The organism is Trichococcus sp. TS_SC_9, from assembly GCF_056156325.1.
Genome location: NZ_CM149591.1, coordinates 2,854,102 through 2,880,375 on the forward strand (window position 1 = coordinate 2,854,102; position 26,274 = coordinate 2,880,375).

Annotated in this window: 22 protein-coding genes and 1 pseudogene; 1 reads left to right on the top strand and 22 read right to left on the bottom strand. The window is 44.9% G+C overall.

Annotated features, from left to right (window positions below):
- Window positions 1-225 precede the first annotated feature (225 nt).
- The 20 genes from AC0J5I_RS13815 to gdhA form a co-directional block, all read right to left on the bottom strand.
- Window positions 226-735: a ComE operon protein 2 gene (locus AC0J5I_RS13815; RefSeq protein ID WP_107995843.1), complete on the bottom strand. Its 510-nt coding sequence runs from the start codon at window positions 733-735 to the stop codon at window positions 226-228.
- Window positions 736-795: 60 nt separating this feature from the next.
- Complete coding sequence (locus AC0J5I_RS13820; RefSeq protein WP_475301057.1) at window positions 796-1,386, bottom strand: helix-hairpin-helix domain-containing protein; 591 nt, start codon at window positions 1,384-1,386, stop codon at window positions 796-798.
- Between the two features lie 253 nt (window positions 1,387-1,639).
- The gene (gene coaD, locus AC0J5I_RS13825) at window positions 1,640-2,155 is read right to left on the bottom strand and encodes a pantetheine-phosphate adenylyltransferase (RefSeq protein WP_107995844.1); all 516 of its coding nucleotides are present in this window, start codon (window positions 2,153-2,155) and stop codon (window positions 1,640-1,642) included.
- Window positions 2,156-2,159: 4 nt separating this feature from the next.
- Window positions 2,160-2,726, bottom strand: coding sequence for a 16S rRNA (guanine(966)-N(2))-methyltransferase RsmD (rsmD, locus tag AC0J5I_RS13830; protein ID WP_107995845.1), 567 nt, complete (start codon window positions 2,724-2,726; stop codon window positions 2,160-2,162).
- Window positions 2,727-2,770: 44 nt separating this feature from the next.
- Window positions 2,771-3,091, bottom strand: coding sequence for a YlbG family protein (locus tag AC0J5I_RS13835; RefSeq protein WP_107995846.1), 321 nt, complete (start codon window positions 3,089-3,091; stop codon window positions 2,771-2,773).
- 4 nt (window positions 3,092-3,095) lie between these two features.
- Entirely contained in the window at window positions 3,096-3,539 is a 444-nt protein-coding gene (locus tag AC0J5I_RS13840; RefSeq protein WP_107995847.1) for a YlbF/YmcA family competence regulator, read from the bottom strand.
- A gap of 95 nt (window positions 3,540-3,634) precedes the next feature.
- On the bottom strand, window positions 3,635-4,663 hold the full coding sequence (locus tag AC0J5I_RS13845) for a CAP-associated domain-containing protein (RefSeq protein WP_107995848.1): 1,029 nt from the start codon (window positions 4,661-4,663) through the stop codon (window positions 3,635-3,637).
- Window positions 4,664-4,847: 184 nt separating this feature from the next.
- On the bottom strand, window positions 4,848-6,017 hold the full coding sequence (gene ftsW, locus AC0J5I_RS13850) for a putative lipid II flippase FtsW (RefSeq protein WP_475301062.1): 1,170 nt from the start codon (window positions 6,015-6,017) through the stop codon (window positions 4,848-4,850).
- Between the two features lie 8 nt (window positions 6,018-6,025).
- Complete coding sequence (locus AC0J5I_RS13855) at window positions 6,026-6,325, bottom strand: Fpa/YlaN family protein (protein WP_086985336.1); 300 nt, start codon at window positions 6,323-6,325, stop codon at window positions 6,026-6,028.
- Window positions 6,326-6,542: 217 nt separating this feature from the next.
- Window positions 6,543-8,381, bottom strand: a complete 1,839-nt coding sequence (typA, locus tag AC0J5I_RS13860) for a translational GTPase TypA (protein WP_107995850.1) — start codon at window positions 8,379-8,381, stop codon at window positions 6,543-6,545.
- Between the two features lie 369 nt (window positions 8,382-8,750).
- A complete protein-coding gene (icd, locus tag AC0J5I_RS13865) occupies window positions 8,751-10,025 on the bottom strand; it encodes an NADP-dependent isocitrate dehydrogenase (protein ID WP_107995851.1) in 1,275 nt (424 codons plus the stop codon).
- Window positions 10,022-11,170 carry a citrate/2-methylcitrate synthase gene (locus AC0J5I_RS13870; protein WP_107995852.1) on the bottom strand — a complete coding sequence of 383 codons (1,149 nt, stop codon included), beginning with the start codon at window positions 11,168-11,170 and terminating at the stop codon, window positions 10,022-10,024. The genes icd and AC0J5I_RS13870 overlap by 4 nt, the downstream gene beginning before the upstream one ends.
- A gap of 53 nt (window positions 11,171-11,223) precedes the next feature.
- A complete protein-coding gene (gene acnA / locus AC0J5I_RS13875) occupies window positions 11,224-13,935 on the bottom strand; it encodes an aconitate hydratase AcnA (protein ID WP_475301071.1) in 2,712 nt (903 codons plus the stop codon).
- A 469-nt stretch (window positions 13,936-14,404) separates the two neighbouring features.
- On the bottom strand, window positions 14,405-15,178 hold the full coding sequence (locus tag AC0J5I_RS13880; RefSeq protein WP_107995854.1) for an inositol monophosphatase family protein: 774 nt from the start codon (window positions 15,176-15,178) through the stop codon (window positions 14,405-14,407).
- Between the two features lie 48 nt (window positions 15,179-15,226).
- Window positions 15,227-15,505, bottom strand: a complete 279-nt coding sequence (locus AC0J5I_RS13885; protein WP_107995855.1) for a UPF0223 family protein — start codon at window positions 15,503-15,505, stop codon at window positions 15,227-15,229.
- A gap of 102 nt (window positions 15,506-15,607) precedes the next feature.
- Entirely contained in the window at window positions 15,608-17,014 is a 1,407-nt protein-coding gene (lpdA, locus tag AC0J5I_RS13890; RefSeq protein WP_475301080.1) for a dihydrolipoyl dehydrogenase, read from the bottom strand.
- 9 nt (window positions 17,015-17,023) lie between these two features.
- On the bottom strand, window positions 17,024-18,661 hold the full coding sequence (locus tag AC0J5I_RS13895) for a 2-oxo acid dehydrogenase subunit E2 (RefSeq protein WP_475301083.1): 1,638 nt from the start codon (window positions 18,659-18,661) through the stop codon (window positions 17,024-17,026).
- A 106-nt stretch (window positions 18,662-18,767) separates the two neighbouring features.
- A complete protein-coding gene (locus AC0J5I_RS13900; RefSeq protein ID WP_086985345.1) occupies window positions 18,768-19,745 on the bottom strand; it encodes an alpha-ketoacid dehydrogenase subunit beta in 978 nt (325 codons plus the stop codon).
- 2 nt (window positions 19,746-19,747) lie between these two features.
- Window positions 19,748-20,857: a pyruvate dehydrogenase (acetyl-transferring) E1 component subunit alpha gene (pdhA, locus tag AC0J5I_RS13905; protein WP_475301086.1), complete on the bottom strand. Its 1,110-nt coding sequence runs from the start codon at window positions 20,855-20,857 to the stop codon at window positions 19,748-19,750.
- A 613-nt stretch (window positions 20,858-21,470) separates the two neighbouring features.
- Window positions 21,471-22,817, bottom strand: a complete 1,347-nt coding sequence (gdhA, locus tag AC0J5I_RS13910) for an NADP-specific glutamate dehydrogenase (protein ID WP_475301090.1) — start codon at window positions 22,815-22,817, stop codon at window positions 21,471-21,473.
- A gap of 220 nt (window positions 22,818-23,037) precedes the next feature.
- Here gdhA and def point away from each other — a divergent pair, with 220 nt between their 5' ends.
- Complete coding sequence (gene def, locus AC0J5I_RS13915) at window positions 23,038-23,598, top strand: peptide deformylase (RefSeq protein WP_424899654.1); 561 nt, start codon at window positions 23,038-23,040, stop codon at window positions 23,596-23,598.
- A 55-nt stretch (window positions 23,599-23,653) separates the two neighbouring features.
- Here the strand turns inward: def and AC0J5I_RS13920 are convergent, their stop codons facing one another.
- Both AC0J5I_RS13920 and AC0J5I_RS13925 read right to left on the bottom strand, forming a co-directional pair.
- Window positions 23,654-24,391 carry an amino acid ABC transporter ATP-binding protein gene (locus AC0J5I_RS13920; protein WP_107995861.1) on the bottom strand — a complete coding sequence of 246 codons (738 nt, stop codon included), beginning with the start codon at window positions 24,389-24,391 and terminating at the stop codon, window positions 23,654-23,656.
- Window positions 24,392-24,413: 22 nt separating this feature from the next.
- Window positions 24,414-26,092, bottom strand: a pseudogene (locus AC0J5I_RS13925) (ABC transporter substrate-binding protein/permease).
- Between the last annotated feature and the right edge of the window lie 182 nt (window positions 26,093-26,274).

Below are 26,274 nucleotides of genomic sequence, written 5' to 3' on the forward strand. Positions count from 1 at the left end.
GAGCAGTAAACTCAGACGCACCTGACCAATGGTGGATAAGCAAACTTAAAAGACTTGCGGTCACCACCGCGGCAGCAATGACGTTCAAAACCTTGGATTGCATAAAGAAAAGACGTGCCAAAATGGCAATGAGTATTACCCATGCAAAAAAATTGTTTTTGTCGAACCCGATAATCGTTATCGGGAAGACGAGCAAGGCAGGCAAAAGCAGGTAGCCTTTAATGGTCAGTCGTCATGATGACCACAACAAGCAGCAGAGCCATCATCTGATTGTTCTTTTCGTTTCAGTAATTGAGAAAAATAATCCGGATCGAGGGGGACTTGTTCATACGGAATGTCCATTGCATCCAAAAGATGGACGGCGTAAGAGTCATTATGATAGTCTTCCAAATAGTAGATTTTTTTGATACCGGCCTGCAAAATCATTTTCGTGCATTGCAGGCAAGGGAAATGTGTCACATATATTTCCGCTTTCTCGGTCTGGGCGCCGAATTTTGCGCACTGCAGGATTGCATTCATTTCCGCGTGGATGGTGCGGACACAATGCCCGTTCACGACGTAGCAGCCCTCATCGATGCAGTGGACGTCGCCGGAAACACTCCCGTTGTATCCTCCGGCAATGATGCGTTTGTCTCTGACGATTGTGGCACCGACCTCCAACCGTTTACAAGTGCTCCTCAGCGAGAGCAGCACGCTTTGTGCCATAAAATATTGATTCCAAGGAATTCTTTCCATGCAGTAACCTCCATCCATATATAAATTTAAGTATACAAGAGCCGCTCTCTTGATTCAATTTTATTTTGCTCCGACCACGATTAGATCTTTAAACCCCTCGAAGGTTTTTTCACCGATTCCTGAAACTTCCATTATTTCCTCGATCGTCTGGAAAGAGCCGTTCTCCTCACGGTACGCAATGATGAGCGCAGCTTTTTTTTCACCTATCCCGTTCAATGTCTGCAGCAACACCGCATCCGCCGTATTGATGTCCACTTTATCGGTTTCAGCCTCTTCATTTTCAGTTTCTTGTCCAGTCAGCGTGTTTTCCGGCGCCGCAATCGGACGATTGGCTTCTTCCCCGACCGCAGGGATATAGATCACCATCTGATCCGTCACGCGTTGGGACAGATTCACTGTGTCGGCATCAGCCGTTTCACTCAAGCCACCCGCCAAGTCGATTATGTCAATGACGCGCATATCAGCTTCAGCCTGGTATACACCTGGATTTTCTACGGCTCCTTTGATGTCGACGATGATGATTTCCTGGATTGGCTCCGACTCTTCCGGGTGCTCTGGCGGCTTGTTTGACTCAGCAGAGCTTGCTGCCAGATAGGTATCATCCAACTGCAGTTCCCCCGTGCCGGTTTCTGATGTATTGCCGTATATCAATCTACCTACTCCAAAGAGACCTCCAGCAAGAAATAAAAACAATACGGCAAATCTAATCACTTCCTGCTTATGGCAAGCAAACCATTCCCGAATAGCATCCAAGCTATCCCTCCTTTCGCATCCATTAATAACATACGCGAAAAGGCACAGAAATATTCAGCATTCCGAAAATATCTCTCCACTTGGCCAGCAAAATAAAAAGGTTAGGAAAGGAACCAGTGGCCCCTCTCCTAACCTTATGCAAATGTTTGGTTCATTCCGATATTTTTTTACCCTTGAATACGCTGTTCTTGAACTTCTGAAGGATAGCGGTGTTGATGTTGTCCGGCACCAAGGTGGATACATCCCCGCCGAACATCGCGACTTCTTTGATCAGGCTGGAGCTGAGGTAGCGATAATTTTCCGAAGAAAACAGAATCACCGTCTCCAGATCTGGAGCCTGCAGTTTGTTCATCGAGGCAATGCTGTGTTCATACTCGAAGTCCTTTACGTTTCGCACTCCGCGCAAAAGCGCGCACGCACCCACATCCCTTGCCATTTCGATCGTAAGCCCACCGGTATGGCGGATGACATGGACCTGTGGAAGGTCACGCAAAGCTTCGGAAACCAACTGAATTCTTTGTTCCCCGTCAAATAAAGATTGCTTGGATGTGTTGGTCGACACGGCAACAACGATTTCATCGAAAACAATGGCTGCGCGAGAAATCGTATCGATATGCCCGTTTGTCAAAGGGTCAAAACTCCCCGCAAATAGCGCTGTTTTTTTCATGGGATCAACCTTCCTGATTGTAGTCGAACATTTCGATAGCGATGGTTCCATAAACGGCACGCTTCCATTTTCCGTATGGCCCGATCTGTTCAGGCAAGGTGTTTTCTTTTGCCATTTCACAGACAAATACCGTTTCTTCGTTGACCAACTGCAAGGCGATCATTTCAGTGATATCAGCCACCGTTTTTTCTTCAGCATAAGGCGGATCAAGAAAAACCAAAGAAAATTGTGTGTTCGGATTTTCCGAGGCGAAGACACGAAGATTTTTTCGCGCATCCCCTGCATAAATAGTGAATTTTTCCTCTTCCTTCGTTACGGCGATGTTTTCCCTGATCGTATCAAGCGCTTTGCGGTTTTTTTCGAACATTACCGCTCTGTCGATCCCGCGGGAAACCGCTTCAATCGATAAACCACCGCTGCCCGCAAACATATCCAGGCTGATTCCGCTATCAAAGAACGGACCGATGATATTGAATAAGGATTCTTTGACCTTGTCGGTCGTCGGGCGTGTATTGCTGCCAGGAACGCTCTTTAATCTGCGGCCTTTGTATTCTCCTGCGATAACTCGCATCTGTCCTCACCTACAAACAAATATTTTTTATTTCGGTATGCATTCTAAAAAGAATAAGTCTTCGTTTCAAAAGCGGACACGTTGTATTCCGCTTCAGGATTACTGCGATCTTTCCTGTCAGGAAGTGCGTTCTTCAGGGTCATGTCGATTTCAGGACGATGAGACAATTCCACTTTCCGGACAAAATGCAGACTGTTCAATTTTTCTGCTGTGGCCTGCGCCTCTTCTTGATCGACGTACAATAAGACATATTTCATCCTATTGGAAACATAATGGATATAACCATATCTTTTCAAATTCTTGATCTGTCTCAAGGTATAAACCCAGACAACGATTCCCTGCCTTTTGGTCACTTCTAAGCTCATATGTTTACCCCCTACTGGAAATATGTATCTGACAAGCTGCAGGCATGTTTGAATCCCCTGATTGAAAAAATGGGTCCCCTGCAGAAACCAATATATTCGGTGAAATGGCATGCGCCAATCTCTCGGAAACTTTGTCCAAAAGCACTTGTAATTCACGTTCTGCTGCACGAAAGCGATAGACGGATTCATCCAAGTCCATGATTCTCTTCGCTTGGTAAACGCGTTGTTTGATTTCCGCATAATCCGGCGCAAAGTCAGGGTAGGCTTCCACCCGCTCGAATGCCTCTTTCGCTTCATTAAATGCCCTTATCTTAGCGTTAGCCTCTTCATTTTTTGCCAGTAGACGCTTCGTTTCCTTATAAGATGACATAATTTCTCCGCTACAAATTGCTTCCACAAGCCGGAACGTTTGGTCTTCCAACGCAAAGTACGCTTCATTTATGATCATCTGTTTCCCCTGCCTTGTGTGTTTTGATGATGTCTACTTTGTAGTATAGCTTGAAATAACGGGCGACTCAACCGTTTTTTATCGGTCTGCACACTCTATTCGCTCAAAAGGATCAATTGGTAATGTTCATTTCCTGCAACAGCGTAGCGCGTCAGATAGTCATCAAAAATGACATTATCCTCTTGCAACAGTTTCAGGAAGAGAGCGGGAACACTGTAACATTCATCGTCAAAGACAAAGCCAGTTCGCGCATCGGGGACAACTTCCGCTAATTTTTTATCGATACGTTGATCCGATAAAGTGAAGGCTGCCGTAAAGTCATTGATGCCTGCTTCACTCGGCATAAGGTCACCCGCAGCTGCAATCAACTCTTCAGATTCCTGGAACATCGTCAACCCTCTACGTTCCCGCAGTGCGCCTAATATGCTTTTGATTTGCAGGAGATTTTCCTCGTCCGCAGCAACGCTTCGTTCCCAGTCGTCACGTTCGATTTCATAGGTTGCTTCTGAGACGACAGAATAATATCCCAAATCCAGCAGCGCCTCATTCGAAAGGAAGTACATCCCATAAACCGTTTCTGTCACGTCGTCAAACAGCAAAATCACAAAGCTTCCGTTCTCGAACTGAATCAACGGCGTCAATTTTTTTTGCTTTTTAGATAATGCCAGTTCATAAGGCGTATCGTCGACAGTAAGCTGAAAGTTCCGTGCCAAGTAACCCTCATCGAGTACATTCTCATGGGTCATGCCAATCGTGTACATGCCCGTTTCGATTTTGTTTCCCAAAATATAGAGGGAGCGAATGATATCATCCTTGACACCGATTTGGATGTAGTCGACAGCATTTGTTCCGAATACCCACCACTCACTACCTCCATAGGCTTTGCCGATGCGAATCGGATCGCCATGCTTGGCCGTGTAGGCGGCAATGGGCTGACCGATGTAGGATTCATAACCCGTCACTGGCAAAGGATACCCTTCATTTTCATCAATGGAAGCTTGCTCGTTCCTCGCGATGCTTGCAGGCGGTGTGGTTCGTTCTCCATTGTCCACATAGAGAGGGAGCGTATAGGCAATAAAAGTGAACAAAATGAACAGTGACACTACTTTGATGGAAAATTTCATCCCTATCCCTCCTTGTGATTTTTGAACGTAAGATGGCAAAGAATACCACGATAAATCCTATTATACTCTATTTTTGCTTCATACGAAAAGCTTTCCGGCAGCTGCTGTTCGGAGGTACCCACAGATTGCGGAATCGAAGCCACCATTCAAAAAAAGAGCCGGTTTTCCGGCTCTTTTACTATGCTTATTTTGGTTGTTTGGAAATCTGATCGTTGATGTGCATATTGTTGACCAGACCGATCGATACGGCGGATACCAATAAGCTGGATCCCCCGTAGCTCACGAACGGAAAGGTGACTCCGGTCAAGGGCATAAGGCCGGTTGCACCACCCACATTGATGACTCCTTGAGCCAGGAACATAGTACCGATTCCGATACAGACCAGTTGGGCAAACGGATCTTTGATTTTGATCGCATTCTTAAAAATACGATAGACCATATAGAAAAACAGCACTAAAACGAATGCAACACCCACCAAGCCCAATTCTTCCCCGATGATGGACAATATGAAGTCGGTGTGGGGTTCCGGCAAATACCCGGACTTCTGGATACTTTCACCGATGCCTACACCGAAAAGGCCGCCCCTGCTTAAAGCGTAGTAAGAATTCACCACTTGGTAACCGGAATCCTGTATGTCGGCAAACGGATCGATGAATGATGTGATCCTTTCCATCTGGTAGGACTGGATGAATGGGATGCTGCTCCCGAGTGTTTTCACCATTACAATAATCAGCGCGTATGTCGCTCCGATTGCCCCAAAAATCATTACCCCATATTTGACCTTGACTCCACTGTGCAGGAACAACACGAGGCAGATGAAAGCAATGATGGCAGCCCCACCGAGATCGGGCTGTAAGAAGACCATTACCACTGCTGCCGCCGCTATTAGGAGCGGTTTCTTCATCGTATCGTAAAAAACAGCATTGATGCGGGATTGGTGTTTGGAAATGAACCAGGATAAGTAAAGGATAAGGTTCAATTTCATGAACTCGGCGGGTTGGAATCCGAAAGATCCAATGTAAATCCACCCGCGCGCCCCTTTTGTCGCCGTACCCGGCCAAAGTAAAAGGTAAGTCAAGATAACGAAAAGACCAAACAAAACATACGTAAGCAGCTTTTCATCTTTCAGCAGACGTTTTGAAAGAAATGAAACAAACAGCGCACCGAACAAACCCAGGACTGCGAATAACATTTGCCTGTAAAAGAAATGTTCCGAATTATTGTAATCCGTCATGGCACGATAACTGCTGGAACTGTAGACCATCAGTATTCCGAAACCTGACAGGATGATGTATGGGATCAGAAGACGCCAATCCATATAGGAGAATTTTTTCTTGATTGTATTTTTAATCATGTAGACAACTAAACCCCTTTGTCGGCGGAATCGTTTTTCGATTGATCAAAATAGTTCGTGTACATGGCGTTCAAAGAAGACTCCAAATCACTCAATATCTTGTGTCCTTCTTCTTTCGAGATGATCCCCAATTTCACGGCATAATCAACTTCACGGGAGAATCCGTACATTTGCGTATCCACCACATCCTCAAAGGCTGGACAGTTCGCAAAGCAGAGGTGTTCTTTTTGGCTATTGATTAATTTGTAGATCTTTTCAGCATCCTGCATCAAGATTTCCAAAGCAGTCGTTTTGTTGATGCTATCCATTTTAATTCCTCCCCTCAAAAGTTACTTCATTTAATCTCAAATTACCCCGCATTCTTTGCGGTTGACACAAAAAACGTATGGTCTTTCAAGTTTATTATACCAAATAAATAGGCTGACGCCTACCGCCATTCATCCCCTAGCGGATTGCGGAGAATGGTAGAGAAAAAGGCCCGAGGCAATGGTTGCCAAGGACCCTTTTTCAGAACTTACTGTCGGATTATTCTGCTTTTTTCTTGCGTTTAGCAGATTTTTCGCGCTCATTTTTGTCTAAGATTTGTTTACGCAGACGGACGCTTTCAGGCGTTACTTCGCAATATTCATCTTCTCCCATGAATTCAAGCGATTCTTCCAGCGTCAATGAACGTGGACGTTTAATCACGTTTGTAGAATCTTTATTTGCAGAACGGATATTTGTCATTTGTTTCGCTCTTGTGATGTTAACAGCGATGTCAGTGTCGCGGGCATTTTCGCCGACAATCATACCTTCGTAGATTTCCACACCAGGTTCGATGAAGATCGTTCCACGATCCTCTACGCCCATGATGCCGTAGGTTGTTGTTTTGCCTGTTTCAGTAGAGACAAGCGCGCCTTTGCTGCGTCCGCCGATTTTGCCTGGCAACTCTGGCAAGTACGCTTCAAACGTATGAGCCATGATACCATAGCCGCGTGTAATGGATAAGAATTCAGTAGAGTAACCGATCAGTCCACGTGATGGAACAAGGAAGATGATACGGACTTGGCCATTGCCACTGTTTTGCATATCTTGCATTTCAGCTTTGCGTTGGCTGATTGTTTCGATTACGGAACCCATGTATTCTTCAGGGGTGTCGATCTGAACACGTTCAAACGGCTCACATCTAACGCCATCAACTTCTCTGATGATAACTTCTGGACGGGATACTTGCAATTCGTAACCTTCACGACGCATGTTTTCAATCAGGATGGACAAGTGCAATTCGCCACGTCCGGAAACGATCCAAGCATCAGGAGAGTCGGTAGGATCAACACGCAAAGATACGTCCGTATGCAATTGTTTCATCAAACGCTCTTCGATTTTACGGGAAGTGACCCATTTACCTTCACGGCCTGCGAAAGGAGAGTTGTTTGTAAGGAAAGTCATTTGCAATGTAGGCTCGTCGATATGCAGAACCGGCAAAGCTTCACGGTGATCAACCGGAGTCACTGTTTCACCAACAAAGATATCTTCCATACCGGAAATGGCAATCAAATCGCCCGCTTTTGCTTCTTCGATTTCGATACGGTCCAAACCAAAGTAGCCGAACAGTTTTGATACACGGAAATTCTTGGATGTGCCGTCCAATTTAAGTAAGGATACTTGGTCCCCAACTTTGATTGTGCCACGGAATACGCGTCCGATACCGATACGGCCAACAAAGTCACTGTAGTCAAGTAAAGCTACTTGGAATTGCAATGGTTCAGCAGAGTTGTCGATTGGAGCTGGAATGTGTTCGATGATTGCATCAAAAACGTTATCCATTGTATCTTCTTGTTCAGTTGGATCATCTGACATGCTTGAAGTACCATGCATTGCAGAAGCATAGACAACCGGGAATTCCAATTGTTCGTCATCAGCGCCCAATTCGATGAATAATTCCAGAACTTCATCAACAACTTCAGCTGGTCTAGCAGTCGGTTTGTCGATTTTGTTTACTACGACAATAGGAATCAGTTTTTGCTCCAAGGCTTTTTTCAATACGAAACGCGTTTGCGGCATCGTACCTTCGTAAGCATCGACAACAAGCACTACACCATCAACCATACGCATGATACGTTCTACTTCTCCACCGAAATCCGCGTGGCCTGGTGTATCCATGATGTTGATGCGCGTACCTTTGTATTGTACGGCTGTATTTTTCGCCAAGATCGTGATTCCGCGTTCTTTTTCAAGATCGTTGGAGTCCATTGCACGTTCCATAAGCTCAGTTCTAGCGTTCAATGTATCCGATTGTTTCAACAATTCATCTACTAATGTTGTTTTACCATGGTCAACGTGGGCGATGATTGCAACATTACGAATATCTTTTCTAAATTCCATTTGTTGTTTTCCTCCAAAATTTTACTTGTTTTTCACTGCTGTTTGATATGCCAACTGCTACTGCCATTATATAGTCGATCACAATTCTGAATTTGAACTTCCCATCAGTTTTCGTTTGCGGAGTAGGTGAAAATCCGCTGAAAACTCATGAAGACAACTATCAACTTATCCAGTCTATCACCTCCGGAACCATTTGGAAAGAAAAAAGTTCAATGTAACGGCTTTCTTGGAAAAGTTATTCTTTCTGTTGTCCCTCCGCCTTCGATGCCCCTGGCCAGCACGGATTCAGGCCCCTGCCTTCTTTATGGATTTATCCGCAAAAAGAGACATAATCCAGAATGATTATGTCTCTGATTTTTTGATTGGTTCCTACATGTTTTTGATGACCAGTTCCGCGAATCCGGAGCAGCTTACTTTTTGAGCAGCTTCGTCCTTCATCAGATAATAAAAATCGCGTGTGACCGTTTTGTTCGCTATCGTCTTTTCGATTCCACGAGTAATCAAGTCGCTGACTTCATTCCAGCCGATGTAATCGAACAACATAGCGCCTGACAACAACACCGACGAAGGATTCAATTCGTCCAAACCGGCATATTCCGGTGCAGTACCGTGTGTAGCTTCGAAAATGGCATGCCCAGTGTCCTCATTGATGTTCGCACCCGGTGCAATCCCGATTCCGCCCACTTGAGCAGCCAACGCATCAGAAATATAATCACCGTTCAGATTCAATGTAGCGATGACGTCATAGTTTTCTGGGTTCATCAAAATCTCCTGCAGGAAGATGTCAGCAATCCGGTCCTTGATGATCAACTTGCCTGCCGCTATAGCGTCTTCATAAGCTTTATCCGCTGCCGCTCTGCCATCCGCAGCTTTTACGGCATCGTATTGGGCCCAAGTGAAGACTTTATCGCCAAATTCGCGTTCCGCAAGGGCATAGCCCCACTTCTTGAAGCCACCCTCCGTGAATTTCATGATGTTGCCTTTGTGGACCAACGTCACGGAAGTGCGTCCATTTTGCAACGCATACTGGATGGCGCTGCGGATCAAGCGTTCCGATCCTTCGATCGAAACAGGTTTGACCCCGATTGCTGATGTCTCAGGGAAGCGGATTTTGTCCACACCGAATTGGGTCTGCAGAATCTCGATGATTCGTTTTGCCTCTTCGCTTTGCGCTTCGAATTCAATCCCTGCGTAGCAATCTTCAGTATTTTCACGGAAGATGACCATATCGGTTTTTTCAGGTTCTTTCAATGGTGTCGGCACGCCTTCAAAATAACGGACAGGGCGCAGACAGACGAACAGATCCAACGTCTGACGCAAAGCGACGTTCAAGGAACGGATTCCTCCGCCGATTGGTGTCGTCAGTGGTCCTTTTATGGCCACCAAATGCTCACGGATGACGTCCATGGTCTCATCAGGTAACCAAGAACCGGTCAAATCGAATGCCTTTCCACCTGCCAGAACTTCTTTCCAAACTACTTTCCGGGAATCGCCGTAGGCTTTTTCAACTGCGGCTTCAAATACTTTTTTGGATGCTTGCCAAATTTCTGGACCGATGCCATCCCCTTCGATGAAAGGGATGATCGGAAAATCAGGTGTATGCAACCCTGTTTCATTCATAACAATCTTTTCGCCAACTGTCATTGTGCAGTACCTCCAATAGTTTCTTTTTCAGTCAAAGGGATGTAAGTAAGATTAACCGCTCCCACGTATTTTGAACGTGGACGGATCAAGGTAGCTTCACGTTTTTGCTCAAATACATGCCCTAACCACCCGGAAACACGACTCATTGAAAATAACAGCGTGAAGAGGTCATGTTCTATACCGAAGCAGTGATAAACAGTGGCAGAGTAGAAATCGACATTCGGAATCAATCCTTTTTCCTTCAATAGATAATCCTCTACCTCGCAGGAAAGGTCATATAAATCTTCTTTTCCAAATTCCTGGGTCAATTCCTTAGCCATGCGTTTTAAATGTTTTTTGCGGGGATCTTCCGTTTTGTAGACACGGTGACCGAATCCCATGATTTTTTCTTTATTGTCCAATTTTGATTTCAAATAGCCTGGAACATCTCTGGTTTCTGATTCAGCGATTTCGGAGAGCATATCGAATACGCGCTCATTTGCGCCACCGTGCAAGGGACCCTTGAGAGCTCCGATGGCGCCAGTGATGCAAGAATAGACATCCGTCAGTGTGGAGGCTGCAACGCGTGCAGTAAAGGTTGATGCGTTAAGATCGTGATCGGCATGGAGTACCAAACAATGATTATACGCTCTGACCAAATCCGGATTCGCCTCTTCGCCTGTCAACATATACAGGAAATTGGCTCCGAACGACAAGTCCTCGCGTGGCGCGATCGGATCCAAACCTTTGCGTAATCGCGCGAAGGCGGCTACAATCGTCGGAATTTTTGCTTGTATCGAGATTGCTTGAATATAGACAGAACGTTCGTCCATGTCTTCCGCATAAGGATCGAATACACCCAATAGTGAGACAGTCGTGCGCAATACACTCATCGGGTGCAAATTTTGGCGGCACTGGATTTTCAGGCAAGCAATGACACTTTCAGATAAGGCCATATGCGTGTGAAGATCGTGCTTCAACTGTACGAATTCTTCCCGATCAGGCATTCTTGAATTCCACAACAAAAAGATGATTTCCTCAAACGATGCATCCTTTTCCACTAATTCGTCGATATTATATCCTGAATAGGATAATTGTCCCTCAACAATTGCGCTTAGGGAGGTTTCTGATACGACAACGTCTGCTAATCCTTTATGTACTTCCATGATTTTTCTCTCCTCTCAAAAACCTCTCTTCAGCAAATTGGATGGCTTGCTGCTTAATAGGCAAGCCCCATTTTTTTACGGATCACCATCGGCAGGATGCCTCCGTTACGGTAGTAAGTCATATCGACTTCAGAATCAAAACGGGCAATGGTCGTGAATTTGATTTCTTGGCCATCCGATTTGACTGCTGTCACCGGAATTTCCGCATGGATGCCGACACTATCGTTCAAATCGATCGTGATTTTTTCCGATCCGTCCAGTCCCAAACTTTCAGCATCTTGGCCTGTTTGGTATTGCAAAGGCAATACGCCCATCATCACAAGATTCGAACGGTGAATTCTTTCATAACTCTTGGCGATGACTGCTTCGACTCCAAGAAGTTTGACACCTTTGGCAGCCCAATCGCGGGAAGAACCCATTCCATAATCGTCACCTGCAAAAATCACTAATCCTGTTCCGTTTTGACGGTATCTTTCTGATGCATCAAAGATACTCATTTCTTCGCCGGTCGGCCAGTAAATCGTGAAGCCACCGTCTTTGCCGGATACCAGTTGATTGCGGATTCGCATATTCGCCAACGTACCGCGCATCATCACTTCATGATTTCCGCGTCTTGCGCCGTATGAGTTGAAATCACGGACGCCCACGCCTTTAGAAGACAAATATTGTCCAGCAGGTGTGCTGATGTCGATGCTTCCTGCAGGGGAAATGTGATCGGTCGTAACCGAGTCACCGAATTTACCCAATACCGATAGCCCATTCAAAGATACGATTGGTTTCGGTTCAGGCGATAAATTCTCGAAGAATGGCGGATTTGCGATGTAAGTCGACCCTTCTTCCCACTGGTACAAAGCGTCATCATTCGTTTCGATCGCATTCCATTCCGCATTGTCATCAAATACATGCAGATATTCCTCTTTGAATATCTCAGGTGTCACAAAATCACGGATCATCGCTTCGACAGCGTGTCTTTCCGGCCACAGATCAGCTAAGTAGACAGGTTGACCATCTTTGCCGTTACCGATTGGCTCGGTTTTCAGATCGATGTTCATCGTACCGGCCAACGCATAAGCGACTACCAATGGCGGTGATGCCAAGTAGTTGGCTTTGACTAATGCGTGGATCCGGCCTTCAAAGTTACGGTTTCCACTCAATGCGCTTGAAACCAATAAGTCGTTGTTTTTGATTGCTTCTTCCACTTCAGGCAAAAGCGGTCCTGAATTTCCGATGCAGGTCGTACAGCCATAACCAACAGTATTGAAGCCCAACTCTTCCAGATAAGGCAGTAAGCCGGCATTATCCAAGTAAGCAGTAACCACTTTTGATCCGGGTGCCAACGAAGTCTTGACGTATTTTGGAACGTTCAGTCCCAACTCGACTGCTCGTTTCGCTAATAATCCGGCACTCAACATTACGTATGGATTGGATGTGTTCGTGCAGCTTGTGATGGCCGCGATCGCAATGTCACCTGTTTTCATCTTCACTTCTTCTCCATCGAGGATCAGCGAGACTTCTTTTTCTTTTTCATCTTCGGATAATCCAAATCCGGCATTGCCTTTCGGCGCAACCAAGGATCTTTGGAAATCTTCTTTTAATTTTGATACCGGCACCAAATCTTGAGGACGTTTTGGTCCTGCAACGTTGGCCTCGATTGTGCTCAAGTCGATTTCAACGACTGTGGTATATTCCGGTTCCGGATCCTCAACACGATAGTAAAGATCATTTGCCTTAACGTACTCTTCTACTATAGAAACATGCTTTTCATCTCTTCCTGTCAACGTCAAGTAGTTAAGCACTTCATCGTCAACCGGGAAGAAGCCGCAGGTCGCACCATATTCAGGTGCCATGTTGGCGATGGTCGCACGATCCGCTAACGTCATGGAAGATAATCCAGGACCGAAGAATTCGACAAATTTTCCGACTACTTTCATTTCACGCAATTTCTGTGTGACTTTCAATGCCAAGTCGGTTGCGGTAGCTGCTTCCTGCAATGAATTGATGAAGCGTACACCGACGACTTCAGGAACAGGGAAGAAGGAAGGCTCGCCAAGCATGCTAGCTTCCGCTTCGATTCCGCCTACTCCCCAGCCCAATACGCCAAGCGCATTTGCCATTGTCGTATGCGAATCTGTCCCCACCAAAGTGTCTGGGAAAACTAAGCTTCTGTTTTCATCGATCACTTTTTCGGTGACGACTGATGCCAAGTATTCAATATTGACTTGATGTACGATACCAGTAGCAGGTGGTACAGCACGATAGTTGTCGAATGCTTTTTGCGCCCAGCTCAAAAATTGATAACGTTCCTGATTGCGTAAGAACTCCATCCGCATGTTAGCCAACAAAGCTTGTGGAGATCCGAAGTTATCGACTTGTACGGAGTGATCGATGACCAGATCAACAGGCACTTCCGGATTGATGATTGCTGGATCTCCGCCTAAATCAAAGACTGTTTTTCTCAAGGAAGCCAAGTCAACGACTGCCGGTACTCCCGTAAAATCCTGCAGAATAACGCGGGAAGGTTTGAAGGGTATTTCGCCTTCATTCGTTTCCGTTGCACTCCAGTTAGATAAAGTGACAACATGTTCTTCCTTGATGCCGCTCTCTCCGACTTGACGTAACAAGGACTCGAGAAGCACTCGGATTGAGTAAGGCAGTTTAGCGATTTTTATTTTTTCATTGTTTTCTAATTTTTTTAATTTATAGTACTCATACTGATGACCATTTAAACTAAAAGAAGCTATGGCATTTTGATTAAAATCTGACATTGTATAACCCCCATTTATCATCTGTTTCACATTCAACTCACTGAATACGAAAATTATAACCATAATTTAATCAAATGTAAATGTTTTAAAGAAAAAAAATACCGCAAGTACGCAAGAACAACCGGAAAAACCTTACATGGATTTGTAAGGTTTTTCATTAGAAAAAATGAGAGAGCCTTTCCGATTGCCTCGAAAATGAGAATTCCGCCTAATGAAATCTCATTAAAAAGGCTCGCATATCCTCATTTTATTATCATTTTATGGATTTTTTTCACATTTATTATTTTTTATCGAATCCTCTTTCTGAGAAAAGTAATTTTACTTTTCAGCACAAGTGAATAAAACCGCTTACCTCATACCTTTCCATGTCATGAATCCTGACATCTTTCGTGAACCGAAAAAAAATGAACAAAATGCATTTTTCTGCATCTTGTCCACTTTATTTCTAATGTTGGGAAGGTTCGATCGCTCATCGCCATTCGTCCCTGATCTCCTGGAAAGCATATTTGTTGGCGACAATCACCGCATTGTTCTGAAGCAGGTTTATTTTTTCTCCCGTGACTTGTCTATAGACCAAACCCACCTCTTCGGCAATGACCAACCCGGCAGCAATGTCCCACGGTGCCAAGGAAGGAGCAATATAGGCTACGAGTTTGCCGGAAGCAACCCAAGCTGTTTCCAACCCGGCGGAGCCATTCACGCGTAATCCACTGCTGTTTTTTGCGATTCTGCGCGCTTCCCCCGCATCCGAGACCACCAAACGGTTGCTGATTGCCACCAACCCCTCAGAAAGAGGGATTTCCTCTACTGTCGGCAGTCTTCGGTCGTTGCAGTAAGCTCCGTTATGCCGGATCGCAAAATAGAGCTCGTCCCTTACGACATCATAAATATATCCCAAATGACCGACGCCATCTTCATAGATACCGATCATGATGGCAAAATTCGCTCTCTGCTTGATGAAATTGAGGGTGCCATCAATCGGATCGATGATCCAGACAATTCCTTCCAGATCCTGTATATCATGACCGACGCTTTCTTCTCCCAAAATACGTTCATCCGGGAAATGTGCGGTGATTTTCTCATACAGGAACACCTCGATTTCCCGATCCATGTTTGTCACCAGATCCGTTCGCGATGTTTTTTCTTTAATTTCAAGCTCCTTGTTGAACGATTCCCGCAGCAAGTCTGCAGCTTCATACAACCAAGACTTGATCAGGCTGTGTCTTTTTTCGATTTGATCCATCCGGCTCCTCCCTTCTGCCGCTCTTCTAGCTGCGACTTATCCAGTCATTTAACGCTCCCCTAGAAAAATTTTGTTTTTTTCGCTTCTCTTTACTTCCTGCAGCACTTTATACAAAGAGTAGCCTGACTCTTTTTCGAACTGATTGCCGTATTTCTTTTCTTGACCGACTGAAGGCAACACAGTCTTAAATTCTCGGTAAGCCTGCATAAAATCTTCTTTGCTGATTCCACTTTCATAAGCTCGCTCTACAGCATTCCATAAAGAGATGACTTTAACGATCTCCTCTTTGGACCACTCCACTTCGAACGGATAGTCGTAATGTTGCATATTATTCCCTCCATCTGATTCCTGTTTCTACTATATTATACATGACAAAAAAAATAAAGAGAATCCGGACCCGGATTCTCTCTACTTGTGACTATTTTGGAATTAGATGTGGATTGGCATACCCAAAGCCAATTCGGCAGCGTCCATGATTGTTTCGGATAATGATGGATGACCGTGGATTGTCAGCGCGATATCTTCCGCATTCATTCCAGCTTCAATCGCCAAGCCAAGTTCAGCGATGATTTCGCTGGCGTTCACACCGGCAACTTGCGCGCCGACAAGAACGTTATCTTCTTTTGTCGTAACCAAACGGACAAAGCCTTCTGTTTGGTTCAATGATAAAGCACGGCCGTTTCCTGATAATGGGAATTTGGATGCTTTTACGTCCAGACCTTTGTCTTTCGCTTCAGCAGCGGTAAAACCGATGGTCGCTAATTCAGGATCCGTAAAGGCAACCCCTGGCATAGAGCGGTAATCAACGGCAGAAGGATGTCCGGCAATAGCTTCAGCCGCAATTTTAGCTTCGTAGCTAGCTTTATGAGCCAATGCAGCACCTGGAACGATATCGCCGATCGCAAAAATGTGTTTTACATTTGTGCGGCCTTGATTATCAACTTTAACCAAGCCACGTTCAGTCATTTCAACTCCGACTACTTCAAGTCCTAGGTCATCCGTATTCGGACGGCGACCGACAGTAACCATCACATAGTCAGCTTCGATAACTTCTTCTTTACCGTTTGCTTCATATTTAACCGTTACGCTGTCTCCGTTATCAACAGCTTCTTTAGCCATTGCTTTTGTGACGACTGTAACACCTTTTTCTTGGAATGATTTTTCAACAAATTTAACCATATCTTTTTCGAATGTCGGCAAAATTTGTGGAGATCCTTCAAGAATAGTCACTTCAGAGCCTAGGTTAGCGTATGCTCCGCCCAGTTCAGTACCGATAACACCGCCACCGACGATGACTAATTTCTTAGGAACTTCAGTCAAATTCAATCCGCCAGTGGAATCGATAACGCGTCCGCCAAATTTGAAACCTTTGATTTCGATTGGACGGCTACCAGTAGCGATGATTGCATTTTTGAAAGTATACGTTTGTGCTGCATCTTCAGTGAAAACACGCAATGTTTCTCCGTCATTGAAGAATGCATTCCCACGGATAATTTCAACTTTATTTTTCTTCAACAAATACTCAACACCGGACGTCAATGTTTTGACGACTTTGTTGTCTTTCCATTCTTGTGTTTTCGAGAAGTCCAGTTTCACATTTTCAGTTGTGATACCGAAAACCGAGGAATCCAAAGCTTCTTGATAATGATGTCCAGCAGAAATCAAAGCTTTTGAAGGGATACAACCGACGTTCAAACAAACGCCTCCGATCCATTCTCTTTCGATGATTGCTACTTTTTGTCCTAATTGTGCAGCGCGGATGGCAGCTACATAGCCACCAGGTCCCGCTCCAACAACAACTGTATCTAATTCAACTGCGAAATCGCCTACTACCATTGTCTATTTTCACCCTTCCATCAATAATAATTCTGGATCAGCCAATAATCTCTTAATGTTGTTCATTGCTTTTTGAGCAGTTGCGCCGTCAACGATACGGTGATCGAAACTCAATGAAAGTTTCATAACGCGACCGACTGCCAATTCGCCTTCTGCATTGACGATAGCTTGTTGCGCGATCGTTCCAACACCTAGGATGGCCACTTCAGGGTAGTTGATGACTGGCGTGAAGAATCCGCCGCCAACAGAACCGATGTTGCTGATAGTAACAGAGCCGTTTCTCATATCCGCAGCTGCCAGTTTGCCGTCATGGGCTTGTGCAGCCATGTTGTTGATTTCATCGGCAATTTTGAACATGCCTTTTGAATCAGCATTTTTAACGTTCGGTACATATAAACCATTGTCGGTGTCTGTAGCGATACCAATGTTGATGTAGTTCTTCAACACGATTTCTTGAGCTGCATCGTCGATAGACGCATTCAAGATAGGGAAGTCGCGTACAGTCGCTGCCAATGCCTTAACGACATACGGCAAGAAAGTAAGTTTTGTTCCTTGTGCTGCAGCAACATCTTTGAATTTCTTACGGTGATCCCATAATTTGGACACTTCTACTTCATCAAACAAGGTTACGTGAGGAGCTGTATGCTTGCTGTTGACCATTGCTTTGGCAATCGCTTTTCTTGTTGGAGACATTTTTTGGCGTGTTTCCGCTTCGCCCATGTTGGAAGTGAATGGTTGAGCTGGCGCTGTAGTTTGTGCTGCTTGAGCCGCTGCTGCTACTGGAGCTGCTTGGACCGCTGCTTGTGCCGAAGCTTGACCTTGAACTGCTGGAGTCACAGCTTTTGCTGCCACTGGAGCCACTCCGCTGAAGTTATCGATATCTTCCTTCAGTACACGTCCACCTTTTCCGGTCGGTGCAACTGCAGTGATGTCGATGCCTTTTTCGCGTGCGTATTGACGAACGGATGGCATAGCCAAAACTTGTTTGTCAGGATTTGCTGCTGCAACCACGCCTGATGACGCAGGTGCATTTGAAGCTGCTGCAGGTGCTGCGGCTGCTTTTGGTGCTGCTGCAGCCGGGCCGTTTTGGCCTGGTGCATCGATTTCGACCAATACATCGCCGATGACCGCTACTGTGCCTACTGGCGTTACGATGCGGACAACTCTACCTGTGACAGGAGATGGGATTTCTTCAACAGATTTGTCGTTCTGTACTTCAACCAATGTATCATCTTCGTTGATCATATCGCCTTCTTTGATGGGCCAAGAAACGATTTCACCTTCCATGATACCTTCGCCTAAAGCAGGCAATTTGAATTGGAACAATCCTCCTGTCGAAGCTGCAGGTGCTGCTGCAGTTGATGCCGCTGAAGCTGTTGCAGGAGCTGCAGAACCTTCATCTTCATAACCTGGAGCGTCGATTTCCACCAATACATCACCGATGACTGCAACCGTACCTACTGGCGCAACAATCTTCAAGACTTTCCCGGTCACTGGGGATGGGATTTCTTCGACTGATTTATCATTTTGCACTTCTAATAATGTGTCATCTTCATTGATGGTGTCGCCTTCTTTGATTGACCAAGAAACGATTTCACCTTCCATGATACCTTCGCCTAAAGCAGGCAACTTGAATTTAAAAGACATTTTCTTAACTTCCCTTCATTTGTCTATTTTTGGATTTCCAACGCACAAAAGCGAACAAATACAATTCTATGGGATATGGAATTGTATTTGCTCAAGCTTTCAGCTCTTAGAAATGATAAGTTTCTCTTACTTTATTTTCGATATCAGTAGCATTCGGCAACCAAATGTTTTCTGCTTGACCGAACGGGAAGACAGTATCCGGAGCAGCTACACGTCCGATAGGAGCTTCTAAAGATAATACTGCGCGTTCAGAAATTTCGGACATGACCATCGCGCCCACACCTGCTTGACGCTGCGCTTCTTGAACTACTACGACACGGCCTGTTTTTTGTACAGAGGCAATGATCGTTTCGACATCAAGTGGAGCAACAGTACGTAAATCGATTACTTCAACCGAAATGCCTTCTTTTTCAAGTGTTTCTGCAGCTTTGATAGCTTCGCGGACCATCGCGCCGTATGTGATGACGGACACGTCAGATCCTTCTTTTGTGATGGCAGCTTTGCCGATAGGAACAGTGTATGCTTCCTCAGGAACTTCATCACGGAATGAACGGTACAATTTCATGTGCTCCAAGAAGACAACGGGATCGTTGTCACGGATAGCTGAAATCAACAACCCTTTTGCATCGTATGGGTTCGAAGGGATAACCACTTTTAAACCTGGCGATTGAGCCATCAAGCCTTCCAAGTTATCCGAGTGCAATTCAGGTGTATGCACACCGCCACCGAAAGGAGAGCGGAAAACGATAGGCAGATTACGCGTGCCTGCCATACGGTAGCGTGTACGTGCAGCTTGTGCTACAACAGTATCCATTACTTCAAATACAAAACCGAAGAATTGGATTTCCGCAACAGGACGGAAACCTTCCAGTGCCAAACCGAATGCCAAACCACCGATACCGGATTCAGCTAAAGGAGTATCAAACACGCGGTCTTCTCCGAAGCTCTCTTGAAGTCCCTGTGTCGCACGGAATACACCGCCGTTTTTACCAACGTCTTCTCCGAAGATCAAAACGTTTGGATCGTTTGCAAGTTCAATTGCAAGTGCATCAGTGATGGCTTGGATCATAGTTAATTGTGCCATGATTATTTAGTCTCCTTTGCTTCGTAGTACGCGATTTGTTCTGCCATAGTTTGGTTTGGTTCTTCGAACATACTCTTCAAGAAGTCAGATACTTTTTGTTTAGGAGCTTGGTCAGCTTCCTTGATGGCATCTTTGATTTCTTCTTTGACTGATTCGATTACTTCATTTTCTTTTTCTTCAGACCATAAACCTTTTGCCGTCAAAAATTTGCGCATGCGGATCAATGGGTCTTTTGCTTGCCAGCCTTCCAATTCAGCAGTGTCACGGTAACGCGTTGGATCATCACCTGATAAGGTATGCGGACCAAAGCGGTAGCAGATTGTTTCGATCAATACCGGGCCATTTCCTGCAACAGCATATTCTCTTGCTTTTTTAGTTACAGCGTATACAGCCAGCATGTCCATTCCATCTACTTGGATACCAGGGATTCCGGCAGCGACAGCTTTCTGCGCCAAAGTTTGAGCAGCGGTCTGCACGTGGCGAGGTGTTGAAATCGCCCATCCATTATTTTGGATGAAGAAGATCGCAGGTGCTTTGTAGGATCCGGCAAAGTTGATTCCTTCATAGAAATCCCCTTGCGAGCTTCCGCCGTCACCAGTATATGTAATCGCTACATTTTTCTTGTTGCGCTTCTTCAAGCCCAACGCAACTCCGGCAGCTTGCACGTATTGTGCGCCGATGATGATTTGTGGTGGTAAAGCTTTGATATCTTCAGCGTATTTATTGCCATCCACGTGGCCTCTTGACCAAAGGAAAGCTTGCGTCAATGGCAAACCGTGTTTGACCAGTTGAGGAACATCACGGTAACCAGGCAACAAGACATCTTCCTTCTCGATTGCTGCGATACTTCCTAATTGGCTTGCTTCTTGCCCGGCTGTCGGCGCATAGAAACCTAATCTACCTTGACGATTCAATGCAGTTGAACGTTCATGTAAAATTCTGGACCATACCATATCTGTCATGAATTGAACCAATTGTTCATCAGAAAGATCTGGCATAAGGTCAGGGTTTACAATATTCCCTTCTTCATCCATGATTTGGACCATGCGAAAATCTGTGTTCGTGCTGCTTAATAATGCGTCAATGTCGATTTTTGTTTGTTTTGTAGCCATGCTAACACTTTCCTCTCTATTCCTTGATATTTCATCTCTGTCGATGAGGTTTATACAGATGATTTCAACTGTATCAATTCACAGTTGTTACATGAATAATTTACCACGCATCCGAGATATATGCAAGGCAAAAGGAAAGTTTTCATATTTTGTGCACAGAATATCTGCTACTACTTAATTGTAAGCGTTTAACATTAGTGTTTTGTTCAGTATGTAACGAACATTCTTTTTGTATCTGTGTTTTTTTATTGATTCATTATTGTTATGTATGTTTACAGATTGCCGCAATCAGACACAAAGACTCTGTATTAAAACTTCACGAAAACTGTTTCTATTAAAATTGTAAATCATTGATGGAATAGGCTTTCAAAAGTATAACAGTCTTTATATTATAACTACCCTTTTTAGGATAACCAGTTTCAGTACTTTTTCATAACCAGTTTGCTATTTTTTGGCGGTTTTCAGCCCGCTATTCCATTCATTCACGAAATCACAATCTCGTCACTATGAAAATAGGATTAAAACGCATGTGCATTCCTCTCAAAAACAAAGAAAAAAGGCCATTTCAATTAAGAAATAACCTTTTATATTAAAATTTATGCTGAAACTTATTTTAAACTAAACCTTGATAAATCATAGCATCGGCAACTTGCACAAACGCCGCGATGTTGGCACCGGCTAAATAGTTGCCTGGTATGCCATATTCTTCAGCTGTTTTTTCAGCTGTCTTAAAGATGTTTGTCATAATCTCTTGCAACTTGCCGTCGACTTCTTCGAATGTCCAATGACTATGGGCACTGTTTTGCGCCATTTCCAGCGCGGAAGTCGCTACTCCGCCTGCATTGGCTGCTTTTGCCGGCCCATAAAAAATGTTATGGGCTGCATAGATTTCTACAGCTTCCAAAGTGCTCGGCATGTTCGCGCCCTCGCTGACACAATAAACACCAGCTTTGACTAATCTTTCAGCTTGTTCTTTATCGATTTCATTTTGGGTTGCGCTAGGCAAGGCAATATCGTAGTTCAGATCGAAGTCCCACACGCTGCCATCTTTGTATACCGCTGTCGCTTTTTCGGCAGCATAGGCAGTCAATCTTTCGCGACGAACTTCTTTGATATCCTGAAGCAAAGCAACATCGATACCTGATTCGTCGTAGATATATCCGTTGGAATCGGAACAAGCGATAACGGTTCCGCCAAATTCATGAACTTTTTGGATAGCATAAATGGCAACATTTCCGCTTCCGGACACTACCACTTTTTGGCCGGCAAACGATTTTCCGTTCGCTTTCAGCATTTCTTGTGTATAGTAGACCAGTCCGTATCCAGTCGCTTCTGTACGAGCCAAACTTCCGTTCATGACTACCGGTTTGCCGGTCAGAACGCCTGTCTCAGCGCCGTTCAAGCGTTTGTATTGGCCATACATGTAGCCGATTTCGCGTCCACCAACACCGATATCGCCAGCTGGGACGTCCAAAGTAGGACCAATGTGCCTTTGCAGCTCAGTCATGAAGGATTGGCAGAAACGCATCACTTCTGCATCCGTTTTGCCCTTAGGATCAAAATCAGATCCACCTTTACCGCCACCAATCGGTAATCCGGTCAGGCTGTTTTTGAAGATTTGTTCGAAACCTAAAAATTTCAAGATGCTTTCATTGACGGTCGGATGGAAACGCAAACCGCCTTTGTATGGTCCGATTGCTGAATTGAATTGGACACGGAAACCTTTGCTGACTTGAACGTCCCCTTTGTCATCCATCCAAGGAACACGGAAGGAAACGATGCGTTCAGGTTCTACCATTCTTTCAAGGATATTCCATTTTATGTAGTGCGGATTCTTTTCTAAAGCTGGTTCGATCGTGTCGAACAACTCTCTTACCGCCTGTAAAAATTCTTTTTGATGCGGGCCTCTGTCTTCAACCTTTTTATAGACTTTTTCAATATAATCTTTAGCAACTGTCATAAAAATCATCTCTTCTTTCGCTATAAAGTTAAAAAAACCTCACACCGTCGTGTAATCATTTTTTCATTTTCCTATTTTACACATACCCCTTCTTTATTACAAGGGAAAAGATCGGTCTAGCTTTTTTTTTTCGAAACGTGTACTATGTAACGTGAAGTGTTTTGTAGTTTGCTAGCCCAATCATTTCAATATAAAAACCAGCAAAAGGAGGAATGCATGCATGATCACTATGGATAACATCATCCGTGAAGGTCATCCTACATTGCGGAGGTCGGCTGACTTGGTCACTTTCCCTTTATCTGCAGAGGATCGAAAAATCGCCACAGAAATGATGGAGTTCCTTTCGAACAGTCAGGATGAAAAAATCGCCGAGCAACTCAACTTGCGCGCAGGTGTCGGTTTGGCAGCTCCGCAAATCGACGTTTCCAAGCGCATCGTTGCACTATTGATACCAGGGGAGTATGAAGATGATCCTCCAGAATTGGCCAAAGTGATGTTCAACCCTAAAATCGTCAGCCATTCCATCGAAAGTGCCTGCCTTAAAGGTGGCGAAGGTTGCCTTTCAGTGGATCGCGAAGTACCAGGGTTCGTCGTCAGACATAGCCGTATTACGGTATCTTACCAGGATGCCGAAGGAGTGACACACAAGGCTCGCTACAAAGGATACATAGCCATCGTGGTCCAGCACGAAATCGACCATCTCAACGGGGTCATGTTCTACGACCACATCAATGAACAAGCACCTTTTGCCGTTGAAGACGACGTCATCATAATTGAATAGGAAATGAAAAAGAAGAACGGACCTGCAGCTACTGCAGAACCGTTCTTCTTTGTTTTTATTTTGTAAGATATCTTTCCAGGAACTGCTTTGTGCGCGCTTCGTTTGGATGATTGAAGATAAGGTCAGGGGCTCCCTGCTCCAGGATGACGCCTTGATCCATGAAGATGACGCGATCGGAAACTTCCTTCGCGAACTCCATTTCATGCGTCACAACAATCATCGTCAAACCGCTGTTGGCAAGATCCTTCATGACCTTCAATACTTCTCCCACCATTTCGGGGTCCAAAGCCGATGTCGGCTCATCGAACAATAGCGCATCCGGTTCCATCGTCAACGCGCGGGCGATAGCGACGCGTTGTTTTTGGCCGCCTGACAATTGATCCGGTTTGGCGTTGATGAAGTTCCCCATGCCGACCTGTTCCAGATAACCCATGGCGATCTTTTCGGCTTCCTGCTGGGATTTTTTAAGGATTTTCACAGGCCCTACCGTGCAATTATGCAACACGTCCAAGTTGTTGAACAGATTGAACTGCTGGAATACCATCCCCAATTTGCTGCGGTACTTGAAGATGTCATGCTTCGAATCCAAAACGTTTTCGCCGTTGTAGATGATTTCTCCCGCTGTAGGTTTTTCAAGCAGATTGATGCAGCGCAACAGAGTCGATTTACCGGATCCCGATGAACCGATGATGCACACAACTTCTCCTTTATTCACGCTGAAATCGATGTCCTTCAGCACTTCATGTTGACCGAAGTTTTTCTTCAGATGCTGTACGTCAATTACTTTTTCCATCAAATGATTCCTCCTGTGGCAATTAATTTGCTCTGTCTCTTCCTGCTTGTTTTTTGCGAGCCATTAATTCTGGTGTAGTCAATTGGTCTTGCCCTGCACCCATCATCTGGTAATTATCAGGACCTTGCATTTTTCTTTCAATGGCACGCAGGACGCGCGTCACCGTGAAGGTCATGACGAAGTAAATGATTGAAGCCACGAAGAATGATTCGAAATAACGGAAGTTATTCCCGGAAATCGATTTGGTCGTAAAGAACAATTCCGAAACGGATATGACGTTCAATACGGATGTATCTTTGATGTTGATGACGAATTCGTTCCCTGTAGCCGGCAGAATATTCCGGATTACTTGCGGCATGACGACATTCCGCATCGTTTGCAGATGATTCATCCCGATCGCTTGAGCAGCTTCGAATTGCCCTTTGTCGATGGATATGATCCCACCGCGGACAATTTCCGACATATAAGCACCCGTATTGACCGATACAATCAGCAACGCTGCAAAAATGCGGTTCATGTCGATATCAAATGCCAAAGCCGCCCCATAATAGATGACCATCGCTTGCACGATCATCGGCGTTCCTCGGAAAATTTCGATGTAGCATGACAGCAAAAAATTCACCACATTGTACGCGTGTTTTTTCCAGCCCGATTCCGCAACCGGGATCGTACGGATGACGCCGATCATAAGACCGATACCCAGTCCGATTACAGTTCCGATTAAAGCGATATATAATGTTGTCCATGCACCGGATAAAAACTGTCTCCAGTTTTCTTCGATGATTCGGATAACCCAACTAAACTCCATTTAATGTATGCCCCTTTTTGATATTCCGTCCGCCTTGATTATTCAGCTGACGGCTGGTTTTGGATTGCTTCATCCATCATTTGGATGCGTTCTTCTTCGGTGATGCCACTCAAAATCTCATTGATCTGATCTTTCAATTCACTTTCTTTAATCAAACCGATTGCGATTTCTGAATCAGCTGCGGACAATTCAAACGTATCCGCTTCATCCAATTCGATCATTTTGAATGCAGAATTGGCTGCTGAAGCGCTGATGGCTTCTGGACGTTCCGATACGTAAGCATCAATTGTACCTGACTCCAAAGCTACGCGCATGGAAGTGAAACTGTCCATTGCCGGTTGCTTTTGCACGCCTTCGATCTGATCGATGACGCCATAGTGCAATGTATTCAACTGTGCTGTGACTTTCGCATCCGCGAAGTCAGCTAAAGCTGTCGCATCTGCATAAGCGCCATCCGCTTTTACGACAATCACAAGTTCAGTCGTGTAGTAGGAATCCGAGAAATCAATCGCTTCTTTACGTTCCTCCGTTGGCGACATACCTGCAACGATAGCATCGATTTTGGATGAAACCAATGCCGGCACCAAGCCATCCCATTCCGTCTTGACGATGACCAGTTCTTTGCCTAATCCATCTGCCACTTTTTGTGCCATCTGAACATCATAGCCATTTGCATAACCATCAGCGCCGTCGATTTTCACAGCACCGTTGCTGTCGTCATTTTGTGTCCAGTTGAAAGGAGGATAGCCCGCTTCCATTCCAACCGTGAATGTTTCAGAATCCGCTGTACCATTAGCCGCGGATGAATCATCAGTGGCTCCGTTACCGCAACCCGCCAAAATAAACAAGCCTGTCAATGCCGCCATTGTTTTTTTCCATGTTTTTACTGTCATCTCTATTTCCTCCTAATGTATATAGTCCTTTTTAACTGCTCAAAAATAATAACAAATAACCCTTCTTATACGGCCGCTTTTTATCCACCTTTCTACCCATAGAGCGTCATAACAACGATAATTCAGTCCGTTTTTGTGCAAAAAAATAGACTATAAAGCAAAAGGCCCTATAATCCAGCTTC

Bases quoted from the DNA above. Each gene is read 5' to 3' on its own strand.
- AC0J5I_RS13845 (WP_107995848.1), bottom strand. From the start codon at position 4,663: ATGAAATTTTCCATCAAAGTAGTGTCACTGTTCATTTTGTTCACTTTT.
- ftsW (WP_475301062.1), bottom strand. From the start codon at position 6,017: ATGATTAAAAATACAATCAAGAAAAAATTCTCCTATATGGATTGGCGT.
- AC0J5I_RS13815 (WP_107995843.1), bottom strand. From the start codon at position 735: ATGGAAAGAATTCCTTGGAATCAATATTTTATGGCACAAAGCGTGCTG.
- AC0J5I_RS13870 (WP_107995852.1), bottom strand. From the start codon at position 11,170: ATGGAAGTACATAAAGGATTAGCAGACGTTGTCGTATCAGAAACCTCC.
- AC0J5I_RS13880 (WP_107995854.1), bottom strand. From the start codon at position 15,178: ATGGATCAAATCGAAAAAAGACACAGCCTGATCAAGTCTTGGTTGTAT.
- coaD (WP_107995844.1), bottom strand. From the start codon at position 2,155: ATGAAAAAAACAGCGCTATTTGCGGGGAGTTTTGACCCTTTGACAAAC.
- lpdA (WP_475301080.1), bottom strand. From the start codon at position 17,014: ATGGTAGTAGGCGATTTCGCAGTTGAATTAGATACAGTTGTTGTTGGA.
- AC0J5I_RS13885 (WP_107995855.1), bottom strand. From the start codon at position 15,505: ATGCAACATTACGACTATCCGTTCGAAGTGGAGTGGTCCAAAGAGGAG.
- pdhA (WP_475301086.1), bottom strand. From the start codon at position 20,857: ATGGCTACAAAACAAACAAAAATCGACATTGACGCATTATTAAGCAGC.
- AC0J5I_RS13835 (WP_107995846.1), bottom strand. From the start codon at position 3,091: ATGAGCTTAGAAGTGACCAAAAGGCAGGGAATCGTTGTCTGGGTTTAT.
- AC0J5I_RS13895 (WP_475301083.1), bottom strand. From the start codon at position 18,661: ATGTCTTTTAAATTCAAGTTGCCTGCTTTAGGCGAAGGTATCATGGAA.
- icd (WP_107995851.1), bottom strand. From the start codon at position 10,025: ATGACAGTTGGCGAAAAGATTGTTATGAATGAAACAGGGTTGCATACA.
- gdhA (WP_475301090.1), bottom strand. From the start codon at position 22,817: ATGACAGTTGCTAAAGATTATATTGAAAAAGTCTATAAAAAGGTTGAA.
- rsmD (WP_107995845.1), bottom strand. From the start codon at position 2,726: ATGCGAGTTATCGCAGGAGAATACAAAGGCCGCAGATTAAAGAGCGTT.
- acnA (WP_475301071.1), bottom strand. From the start codon at position 13,935: ATGTCAGATTTTAATCAAAATGCCATAGCTTCTTTTAGTTTAAATGGT.
- def (WP_424899654.1), top strand. From the start codon at position 23,038: ATGATCACTATGGATAACATCATCCGTGAAGGTCATCCTACATTGCGG.
- AC0J5I_RS13920 (WP_107995861.1), bottom strand. From the start codon at position 24,391: ATGGAAAAAGTAATTGACGTACAGCATCTGAAGAAAAACTTCGGTCAA.
- typA (WP_107995850.1), bottom strand. From the start codon at position 8,381: ATGGAATTTAGAAAAGATATTCGTAATGTTGCAATCATCGCCCACGTT.
- AC0J5I_RS13840 (WP_107995847.1), bottom strand. From the start codon at position 3,539: ATGATCATAAATGAAGCGTACTTTGCGTTGGAAGACCAAACGTTCCGG.
- AC0J5I_RS13900 (WP_086985345.1), bottom strand. From the start codon at position 19,745: ATGGCACAATTAACTATGATCCAAGCCATCACTGATGCACTTGCAATT.
- AC0J5I_RS13855 (WP_086985336.1), bottom strand. From the start codon at position 6,325: ATGGATAGCATCAACAAAACGACTGCTTTGGAAATCTTGATGCAGGAT.